9 protein-coding genes are annotated in these 10773 nt (G+C 41.5%); 2 read left to right on the plus strand and 7 right to left on the minus strand.

The features are described 5' to 3' along the window. The 7 genes from P7J49_RS11190 to P7J49_RS11220 all read right to left on the minus strand — a co-directional run. On the minus strand, nucleotides 1-1004 hold a 1004-nt coding region (locus P7J49_RS11190), incomplete at its 3' end, for a hypothetical protein (protein WP_408570703.1). A 118-nt stretch (nucleotides 1005-1122) separates the two neighbouring features. Then, a complete protein-coding gene (locus P7J49_RS11195; protein WP_408570704.1) occupies nucleotides 1123-1812 on the minus strand; it encodes a gamma-glutamyl-gamma-aminobutyrate hydrolase family protein in 690 nt (229 codons plus the stop codon). An 84-nt stretch (nucleotides 1813-1896) separates the two neighbouring features. Beyond that, the gene (locus P7J49_RS11200; RefSeq protein WP_408570705.1) at nucleotides 1897-2778 is read right to left on the minus strand and encodes an ATP-binding cassette domain-containing protein; all 882 of its coding nucleotides are present in this window, start codon (nucleotides 2776-2778) and stop codon (nucleotides 1897-1899) included. Further along, complete coding sequence (locus tag P7J49_RS11205; RefSeq protein WP_277697707.1) at nucleotides 2771-3631, minus strand: ABC transporter ATP-binding protein; 861 nt, start codon at nucleotides 3629-3631, stop codon at nucleotides 2771-2773. Before P7J49_RS11205 ends, P7J49_RS11200 begins: the two co-directional genes overlap by 8 nt. Beyond that, nucleotides 3631-4461: an ABC transporter permease gene (locus P7J49_RS11210; protein ID WP_044688249.1), complete on the minus strand. Its 831-nt coding sequence runs from the start codon at nucleotides 4459-4461 to the stop codon at nucleotides 3631-3633. Before P7J49_RS11210 ends, P7J49_RS11205 begins: the two co-directional genes overlap by 1 nt. Next, nucleotides 4458-5420 (minus strand): ABC transporter permease, encoded by a 963-nt coding sequence (locus P7J49_RS11215; RefSeq protein WP_408570706.1) that lies wholly within the window; start codon nucleotides 5418-5420, stop codon nucleotides 4458-4460. The genes P7J49_RS11210 and P7J49_RS11215 overlap by 4 nt, the downstream gene beginning before the upstream one ends. A gap of 89 nt (nucleotides 5421-5509) precedes the next feature. Beyond that, nucleotides 5510-7081, minus strand: a complete 1572-nt coding sequence (locus tag P7J49_RS11220) for an ABC transporter substrate-binding protein (RefSeq protein ID WP_408570707.1) — start codon at nucleotides 7079-7081, stop codon at nucleotides 5510-5512. Nucleotides 7082-7373: 292 nt separating this feature from the next. Between P7J49_RS11220 and metE the strand changes: the two genes are divergently transcribed. After that, nucleotides 7374-9623, plus strand: coding sequence for a 5-methyltetrahydropteroyltriglutamate--homocysteine S-methyltransferase (gene metE / locus P7J49_RS11225; RefSeq protein ID WP_408570708.1), 2250 nt, complete (start codon nucleotides 7374-7376; stop codon nucleotides 9621-9623). Nucleotides 9624-9626: 3 nt separating this feature from the next. After that, the gene (gene metF / locus P7J49_RS11230; RefSeq protein WP_408570709.1) at nucleotides 9627-10487 is read left to right on the plus strand and encodes a methylenetetrahydrofolate reductase [NAD(P)H]; all 861 of its coding nucleotides are present in this window, start codon (nucleotides 9627-9629) and stop codon (nucleotides 10485-10487) included. The last annotated feature ends 286 nt before the right edge of the window (nucleotides 10488-10773 follow it).

The following is a 10773-nucleotide window of genomic DNA, read 5'->3' on the forward strand; positions in this document are numbered from 1 at the left end:
TATAAGCCATTTGCTAACTTTTCGAAATTGCTAGAAGAAAAGTAGAGACTCTGGGTTCCATCTGAAGATATTAATTTCGATGATACGTAAGTGAGATTACTCTCATCCTCTGAATCAATTGTTAGAGTTACGGTCTCTCCAGCCTGATACTCTGTTTTATCTAATGTATAAGAAACCAGTTTTGGTGCTGTACGGTCGGTCACTGTACCAGTAACCGTCATTGAAAGTGGTGCAAATGTATGTTCTGCCCATGTATTTTTCGAAGAATCGTAGTAAATAACATTATTGCCAATCTCATCTCCAAGATTTATATATTCTATATAATAAACATCACTTGGACGATTTTCTGGAATGGAGCCTGTTAATACCGAACGATATAAGCCATTTGCTAACTTTTCGAAATTGCTAGAAGAAAAGTAGAGACTCTGGGTTCCATCTGAAGATATTAATTTTGATGATACGTAAGTGAGATTACTCTCATCCTCTGAATCAATTGTTAGAGTTACGATCTCTCCCGCCTGGTACTCTGTTTTATCTAATGTATAAGAAACCAGTTTTGGTGCTGTACGGTCTTCCAATACCTCTGCTGCTCTATCTGTTGCTGGAGAGCTGGTCGATGAAATATTGGCCTCTAAATTCGTATTTGATTCTGGTTTGGTCGAAATTGACTCTCCGCTTACATTTCTTACTTCTACATCAGTTGAAGGAACAGCTCCTACTGTCGGAGAATTTGTACCTGTCGTGGTTTCAACCTCTGAAGTCCCCTCGTTTCCTACAATTTCGGTTGGTATTTCGACATCATTTTCTGCAGTTAATATAAGAGTTTCTGAAGTATTTATGACTTGTTCAGAACTTGCTGTTGTGGGAGTATTCTCACTCACTTCATCAGCAAAGACAACATCCGTAGTAGAAAACAGCAAACCTAGAGCCAGCACTCCTACTGCCCCATGGATTCCTTTTCTAATACTTCCAAAACCTTTGGATTCTTGACATTTCTTAATCATATACCCCTCCATTATTTGCTATTAATATATATTGTATATTATTTCATCTAAATAATAAAGTATCCGTTTTTAATTTCTAACAAAAAAAACACCCAATTTCTGAGTGTCCATGATGTGACTAAAACACATCCACCAAATACTGAAACAAGTCTCGATGTTGCTTACAATCATTGTATAAAAATTCTGGATGCCATTGGATACCAAACAAAGCTTGTTTCCCTTTGCCTTCGTAGGCCTCAATGGTTCCATCTCGTGGATCTAGTCCAGTTGCCACCAAACCTGGTGCCAAATCTTTAATTCGCTGATGATGGAAAGAATTAATGGAGCTACCTTGAGAGAACAACCTACTGACACGACTCTTTGGTTTAACCTGTAAACGATGAGAAGTTCCCTCGATACCCTCTTGCCAATGATCAGCCACCTCTTGTTCCAAGCTTCCGCCTAGAGCAACATTCAGCAACTGCATCCCTCGGCAGACTGCAAAAATTGGTTTTCCCTGACGAAGGGCTTCCTCAATCAAAGCCAGTTCAAATTCATCCCGTTCCAAGAGGTAGTCATCACTATCAATCAAGCGTTTTTGACCGTAGAGACTTGGATCCACATGCTGACCACCTGACAAGATCAACTTGTCAATCATATCGATATAATCCTTGGCTAAGTCAGGAGTTCCCATAGGAATAACCATTGGCACACCACCTGCCTGACGAACGCTGTCTGCCAATTCACGCGCTACCGTTACATATACGCGACCAGATTTTGTTGGAAATTCTTGCTCGTTGCCTGAAATTCCAATGATAACTTTTCCCATAAAAAGCCCCTTTCTTTCGTTTTTTCAATTGTAGCATGGCTACCTAGCCCTGTCTAATATAGAACTTTTATGGGCTGATAAAAATTATTTATCAGTTACCTTTAGTACAAAATGCTCCTTATCCACCTGAGTCCACACACCATCTGTTACAAAATCCTTTATAAGCCCAGTTTGAGATAGCTCTTGCAACTGAGCACGTGCCTCCAGCGGATCAAGGCTCAGATTGGATTGCAAGAGGTAGCAGGTATAGGGATGTTGTGGATTTTGAAAAATATCCTGAGCTGGACCAATTTCAACCAAGCTTCCCTTGTACATGACCGCAATACGATCTGCGAATTGGTGCACCAAGTTTAAATCATGAGAAATGAAGAGATAGGTCAGTCCTAAATCCTCTTGCAACTGGTTCAACAAATCCAGTATGGTCGCCTGAATCGACACATCAAGGGCCGAGGTCGGTTCATCACAGACGATAAATTGGGGATGAGAAACGACTGCACGAGCGATGCCAATTCGCTGGCGTTGCCCACCACTAAAAGATTTAGGGCGTTTGTGTACAGCATCCCCCAGAATTCCCACCCTTTCCAGCATAGCTAGAGCCTTCTCTTCCGCCTCCTTCTTAGGAAGTGAGTAGAGAGGTTCTTTGACCAGTTCTAAGGCCGACAGGTAGGGATTGAGAGAAGAATAGGGGTCTTGATAAATAACCTGCAGGGCTTGATTATTTATCTCTTCTGATGTCAAACCTGGAAAATCAACTCGGCCTTGACTAGCCTTTTCCAAACCTAAGACAATTTTAGAAAGTGTCGATTTGCCACTGCCTGATTCACCAACCAGACCAAGTGTCTCACCTTTATAAATAGACACATTTACACCGGTCAAAGCATCGACACGTTGCTCTTGCCCAAACCAATTCTTCTTAGAGTAAGTTTTGCTCACATCCGAAACCTGTACTAGAACTTCCTTATCCATTCTTCTCCTCCTTTCTAACCCAATGTCCTGGACTAACTTGAATCAACTGACTATCTTCGGAGTCGGCTAAAACCGCTCCAAGACTGGCTTCCAAACGAGCTGCTCTTAATAGTGACTGGGTATATGCGTGTAAGGGTTGTGAAAAGATAGAATCAACCGTTCCGTGTTCCACAACCAATCCATTCCTCATGACATAAACCAAGTCGCAGATTCCAGCAATAACACTGAAATCATGACTCACAATCACAACTGTCAAACCTAACTGTTCCTGTAGTTCTTTGAGCAAGGCCAAGATTTGAGCCTGAATGGTTACATCTAAAGCTGTTGTCGGCTCGTCTGCAATGAGCATATCTGGCTTGGTCAACAAAGCCATGGCAATCATGATCCTTTGACGCATTCCTCCTGAAAATTCAAAAGGAAACTGCTTGAGACGTAATTCTGGATTAGGAATTCCCACCTTTTCCAACATTTCATGGATAGTTCTGTCCCGTTCTTCCTTAGTCAACTTTGGTTGAAAACGTCTTAGAACTTCCTGCAAATGATAACCTACTGTCCGCAAGGGATTAAGGGAGGTCATTGGATCTTGAAAAATCATCGATAAGGAAAGTAGCTTTGGATTTACGACTTGCTGACCATTCATCTCAAAACGATCATAGCTTGCTTCCAAACCTTTTGGTAAAATGCCCATCAGAGACTTCATCGACAAGCTCTTACCTGAACCAGATTCTCCAACAATTCCAACAATTTTTCCTTGCGGAATGGAGAGATCAATCCCTTTGACGAGAATGGTTTGTGCTTTCCTTTTTTGATTGACAATGGTGAGGTTACTTATTTCGACTAGCTGTTTTGACATTAGTAAACCTCTCTTTCAAGGCAATCCCGTATCAGATCACCGATATTGTTAAATGAATAAATGGTCAATAGGATAAAAAGTCCAGGCAATATTGCCATATGAGGAGCACTCTGCAAGGTAGACTGGGCATTTTGCAAGAGACTTCCCCAGGATGCTAGGGGTTGTTGAATCCCCATTCCTAAGAAGCTGAGGGCTGATTCCGTCATAATAGCTGATGAAATACTAGTTGAAGCGGTCACAATCAAAGTCGGAAGGATTGCTGGAAAGATATGCCTCCAGACAATCACTGGTTTCTTTAAACCAATAAAGGCAGCATACCCAACATAATCCGCCACTTTTGCTTTCAATGTTTCAGCACGCAACATCCGAGCAATACTCATCCAAGAAAATCCACCTATTACAATGATAATCGTAGTCAATCCTGGTTTCAGAAAGACGCTGAGGACGATAACTAAAACCAACCAAGGTATGGATGATAGGACATCGACAAACCGCATAATAGCATTATCCCATTTTCCTCCAAGATAGCCTGCTGTAATACCAACAAGACTTCCAATCGTAACAGAAGCAGTCATTGCCAATAAACCAACCAGGAGTGAAATGCGACCACCATAAATCACTCGAATGAAGTAATCACGGCCCACCTGATCTGTACCAAACCAATGCTCTGCACTAGGACCCTGGTTCATCTGACTTACATTGGTTACATTTGGGTCTATCGGTATCAGTGGTGCGATCAAAGATAAAAATAGTAGAAAAAGAATAAACAAAATCGAGAATAAATAGAGTGGCGAACTCTTTACAGTCTCCTTAAATTGCTTCAAAATCATTGACCTTCTCCTCCTTTCCAAATACGCGGATCCACCACAGCATAGAGAATATCTGATAAGAGATTCCCTAGAATAACTAAGGTAGCTGACAAGAGCATGACAGCCATAATCACTGGATAGTCCAAACTCTTAGTAGCTGCTGTCAAATAAGGACCAACTCCCGGCCATGCAAAAATGGTTTCTGTAATAATAGCACCTGTTACCAGCATCGGCAAGGCCATCCCTATTTGAGTCACAATAGGAATTAAAACATTGCGAGCCACATGTTTCCCAAATATCTCAAATCGGCTGGCTTTGAAAGCCTCTTGAACGGTCACATAATCTTTTTCAACTTCTACAATCGCTGAGGCTCGGATAAACCGAATCAACTCTGGTAAGAATGCCATTGTCAAGGTCACATAGGGTAAGGTAAAATGTGCCAGAAAATCAAGAAAGTTTCCTTCTTTTCCCAAGGTATACATCCCAATAAATGGGAAGACCTGCCATTTATATCCAAAAAAGTAAATTAAAATCATGGCAAACCAGAAGGTCGGGACTGCAATTCCTACAGAAGCAAAGGCATCAATGAACTTGTCCACCCATTTACCCCTTTGGGACGCCGCAAGCAAACCCAGAATAATCGCTAGGATTAGGGCCGTCACATATGCGGGCAGGACCAATGAAATGGTATTTGGAATTTTTTCAACTAAATCAACTCCAATCGAGTGTTGAGTCATTAGTGAAAAACCTAAATCTCCAGTCAGTAATCCCTTCAGCCAGACAGCGTATTGAACAAGGAACGGTTGATCCAAACCATATTTTACCTTTAATAAATCAATTTGTTCTTGACTCATATTTGGCGTTGTCATCGAATCTATGACATCAAACGGTGCCAATTGAATCAAAGAAAAGACAATAAAAGAAATCAGCAGCAAGAGGGGAATGGCCTGCAAGATTCTTTTTATAATATAACGAAACATATATCCTCCAAAAACACGAAAAAGAGGGGAGGAGTTTCCACTTTTTACCACTCCTTCTCCTCTTTGCTGGTCATACCAGCATACAAAGACTATTCAATTGTTAACTTCGACGGATCTTCAAAAGTATAAATTGGAATCAAACCCGCTTCTTCTACATTTTTCACACGGTTGTTCACCGCCAACACTTTCTTGTTATCTACGATTGGATAAATGGCAGCTTGGTCAGCCAGTGTCGCTTGCAAATCATCATAGATTTGTTCGCGTTTCGTTTGGTCCAATTCAACAGCTCCTTGTTCAAAGAGGCTATCCACTTCGTTTGAAGACAATTTGAAGTAGTTTGAAGCACCGCCAGTTTTGAATAGGCGGGCATATTGATCAGGGTCATTTCCCATGATATAGCCACCCAAGAAGAGGTCATAAGCAGTTGAACCTTCTTTTTTCAACTCTGTAAAGAGTGCTGTAGAGTCCCCACCTGCCAATTCAACTGTCACACCTATAGCTGACAATTGTTGTTGAATTAAGGTAGCTTGTAAGGTTTGAGCCGCATCAGAACCTGTATAACCAAGATTTAAAGTCAAATTGCTAACACCTGCTTCAGATAAGAGTTGTTTAGCTTTTTCGACATTCTGCTCATATTTCTCAACATCTTCCGTCACATATGGATTGGCAACAGGTAAGAATGAATATGGAGTTTCATAGTATTTCTTATCCAAGTAAGCTGCTTGGTTGAACTCTTCTTTGTTCAAGGCATAAAGCAAGGCTTGACGAACTTTTACATCCTTCAATTCTTCCGTTGAGGTATTGAGACCAAGGTAACCAACACGGTTCTCACTATAAGCATAGGTGGTAATGGTATCCGTGCTCAAATCTTGAATATCAGAAGGGAGCACAAAGGCAGCATCTACCTCACCAGTTTGGAGTGCTACTTTTGTGGTGTCTGCACTTTCAATGATACGAAGAACAAGGTTGTCAATTTCTGCCTTCCCTTTGTAGTAATATTCATTGGCAGCCAGCTTGATATATTCACCATGCTTGTATTCTACAAATTTGTAAGGTCCTGTTCCAACAGGTGTTGCTGTCAACTGACTAGCAGAAAAATCTGCTTCATCCTTGAACACGTGCTGAGGAATGATATAGGTTTCCGTCACAATATTGTCCAAGGCTGGTGCTGATACAGCCGGAAGAACAAACTTCACAGTGTAATCATCTACTTTCTCAACTTTTACTGGCTGACCGTTGATGTATAGACCATCAGATCCACCATTTTCTTCTTTGATTTTTTGCTCGTAGGTAAAGATAACATCGTCAGCAGTAAATTTTTCTCCATCAGACCATTTAACATCCTGACGCAGTTTTACAGTAATGCTCAGACCGTCTTCGGCAATTTCATAAGAATCTGCCAATTCATTGACATAGGTACCATCAGCCTCTACTCGAATGAGCGGTGAATAGATAAAGTTTGTCAAGGTCAATCCCCAACGATCGCTTGTATTGATAGGATTGGTTGAACTTGGATCACCATTGATTGCATAGGTAAATGTTTCCGTGTCTGCTGATGCATTAGAGCTTGATGCTGTGCTTGATGAGCCACCACTTGCGCAAGCTGCCAAGGTTAATACTGCTACCGTAGAAAGTAAGCCTGTTAGCCACTTCTTTTTCATAGAACTTCCTCCAATTTCAAAAAGTAGTACTAGTCTATCAAGGATTTGCAACTTTGCCCAATATATAAAATTTATGAAGCCATTAAGAAAAACTATAGCCAGTCAAATGAAGCTGATTAGCTAGGATATAAAAAGAATTTTTGAAGGCTATATATGGAAGTGATTTTTAAAAAAGAAATTCCGAAAATCTGATATAGTTAAAAACTATAACATACTCTAATTTTTTACAATTATACAAGTATTTGGATTTCTGTTAGGATAAGAGCATAGAAATATTTTTGGAGGAAAAACCATGACTACTACTATTATCGGCTTCCCACGTATCGGAGAACACCGTGAACTAAAATTTATCACTGAAAAATACTTTAGAAATGAAATTCCACAAGAAGAGCTTTTAGCGGCAGCTAAAGACTTGCGTGCTAAGCACTGGGATATTGTTAAAGAAGCAGGTATTACTGAAATCCCAAGCAACGACTTCTCCCACTATGACAATGTTTTGGATGCAGCAGTACTATTCAACATCGTACCAAAAGCTGTTCAGGACTTAGACTTGACAGACCTTGAAAAATACTTCGCTTTGGCACGTGGCTATCAAGGAGACAAGGGTGATGTTCGTGCTAGACCAATGAAAAAATGGTTCAACACCAACTACCACTATATCGTTCCAGCTATTGAAAAAGACACAGAAATCAAACTAGCTGGTCACAAGATTTTCGACGAATTCCAAGAAGCAAAGGATCTGGGAATTACTACTCGTCCAGTCCTTATTGGTCCATTCACTCTCTTACAATTAACTGATTTTGAAGAAGGTGTGAAAGCTGAAGATGTGGCTAACAGCTTGGTTGCTGCCTACGGACAAGTCTTTGCAAAATTGGCAAAACTTGGCGCTGAAAAAATCCAGTTAGACGAGCCTAGCTTGGTCAAGGATTTGACTGCTGAAGAAAAAGCCCTTTTCCTAAACATCTACCAAACTCTCTTGGCTGATAAGAAAGGCTTGCAAGTCCTTATCCAAACCTACTTTGGCGATGTGCGTGATATTTACACTGAATTGACAAACCTACCTGTTGATGCCATCGGTCTTGACTTTGTAGAAGGTAAGGAAACAGCTGCACTTGTTGCGACAGGTTTCCCAGCTGACAAGACCCTCTACGCTGGTATCGTCAACGGTAAAAATATCTGGCGCAACAACTATGAAAAGAGCCTGGCTGTCTTGGAAGCTATCCCAGCTGAACATGTCGTTCTAACAACTTCTTGTTCCCTTCTTCATGTACCATTTACAACTGCTAATGAAGTATTTGAGCCGGCTATCCTCAACCACTTCGCCTTTGCGGTTGAAAAATTGAGCGAGTTGCGCGATTTGGATGCTATTCGTAATGGTCAAGGCGAAGCTGCTCTCACAGCTAACAAGGAACTCTTTGCTCTTGAGCGTGTTGGTCGTGATGCAGCCCTTGCAGACCGCTTGGCAGGTTTGACTGATGCAGACTACACTCGTCTCCCAGTCTTTGCGGAACGTGAAGCTATCCAACGTGAGAAATTGAACTTACCACTACTTCCAACCACTACGATCGGATCTTTCCCTCAAACCAAGGAAGTTCGTAGCACACGCTTGGCCTTCCGCCGTGGCGAAATTACCGAAGCAGAGTACAATTCCTTTGTTGAAGCTCGGACGGATGAGTGGATTGCATGGCAGGAAGAAGTTGACTTCGATGTCTTAGTTCACGGTGAGTTTGAACGAAACGACATGGTAGAGTACTTCGGCGAAAACCTGTCTGGCTACCTCTTCAGTAAAAACGGTTGGGTACAATCATACGGTATGCGTGGGGTCAAACCACCAATCATCTGGGGTGATGTAACACGCTTGAACCCAATTACTGTCAAATGGTCTAGCTATGCTCAAAGCCGTACCAACAAACCAGTTAAGGGTATGTTGACAGGTCCTGTAACCATCCTCAACTGGTCATTCCCACGTGAAGATATTTCTATCAAAGAATCAACTCTTCAAATTGCCCTTGCTATCAAGGAAGAAGTTCTCGACCTTGAAGCAGCTGGAATCAAGATTATCCAAATCGACGAAGCAGCCCTTCGTGAAAAACTACCACTCCGTCGTAGCGACTGGTACAGCGAGTATCTTGACTGGGCAATTCCTGCCTTCCGTTTGGTACACTCAACTGTTGCACCAGATACACAAATTCACACTCACATGTGCTATAGCGAATTTACTGACATCATTCCTGCCATCGACAATATGGATGCGGATGTTATCTCCTTTGAAGCCAGCCGTTCAAATCTTGTTATTCTAGATGAACTCAAGGCTAAAAATTTCCAAACTCAGGTAGGTCCTGGTGTCTATGACATCCACTCTCCACGTGTCCCTGCCGTTGATGAAATTGCACACACGATCCAAGCCATCCTTGCAAAAGTACCGAAAGAAAAAGTTTGGATTAACCCAGACTGCGGACTCAAGACTCGTGGCGAATCAGAAACAAAAGCTAGCCTTATCCACTTGACCCAAGCAGCTAAGGCAGCCAGAAAGGAACTCTAATTTATGATCGGTCAAACCCCAAGTCTCTCATTTGAAATTTTTCCTCCAAAACCAGCAGTAGGCAATGAAAAGATTATCCAAACTCTCGATGAGATGCAAGGTTTGGCCCCTCATTTTATCAGTGTTACATGCAGCAATAACAATTTGAACGTAGAAGAGACTACTGTCAAGTTGGCTAACCATGTTCGCAATGAATTGCATATTCCAACTATCGCACATTTGCCAGCTGCTTACTTGACAAAAGAAAAGGTCCGATCCGTTCTCCATTCTCTCGATGAAATTGGTGTACATCAGATTTTAGCACTTCGTGGCGATATTATTGAAGGTCTTCCCCCTAAAGAGGACTTCCAGTATGCAACTGACTTGATTTCCTTTATCAAGGAAGAAGCCCCACATTTTGACATTATTGGAGCCTGTTATCCAGAAGTACATCCAGAATCACCAAATTCTGTCTCAGACATCAAAAATTTGAAAAAGAAAGTTGATGCCGGTTGCTCAACCTTGGTAACTCAACTCTTCTTCGATAACGAAGCCTTCTATGACTTTCAAGAGAAATGTCACTTAGCAGACATCGAAGTGCCGATTATTGCAGGCATTATGCCTATCATCAACAGGAATCAGGCACTTCGACTCTTGAAAACCTGTGAAAACATCCGTCTCCCTCGTAAATTCAAGGCCATCTTGGAAAAATACGAGCATAATCCTGAATCCCTACGTGCAGCTGGCCTAGCCTATGCTGTAGATCAAATTGTTGACTTAGTGACCAATGATGTGGCTGGTATCCATCTCTACACTATGAACAACGCTGAAACAGCACGCACCATCCATCAGGCAACTCATTCGCTATTCAAACATTATAGTTAGAAAACTCCCCCTGAGCCCAAGCTCAGGGGGTATTCTATGCCCTGTGACTCCCAAAGACTACATGATAAATTTTTCACCCCATCATGACATTAAACCAGCAGATGTCTAGGTATGTGACATCTTGCTTACAATAACGAACAGCCATTTAAAATACAGTCACAAGGAGTAAAAATGGCACTAAGAGAAGACAGAGAAGCGATGAAATGGAAAAATATAGACAATATGTAAAGACCCCCAGTTGAGAATTCGTGGATTTACCTGTACACTAGAATAAAAAAACAATCAA

The organism is Streptococcus suis, assembly GCF_046032515.1.
Taxonomy (GTDB): domain Bacteria; phylum Bacillota; class Bacilli; order Lactobacillales; family Streptococcaceae; genus Streptococcus; species Streptococcus suis_AL.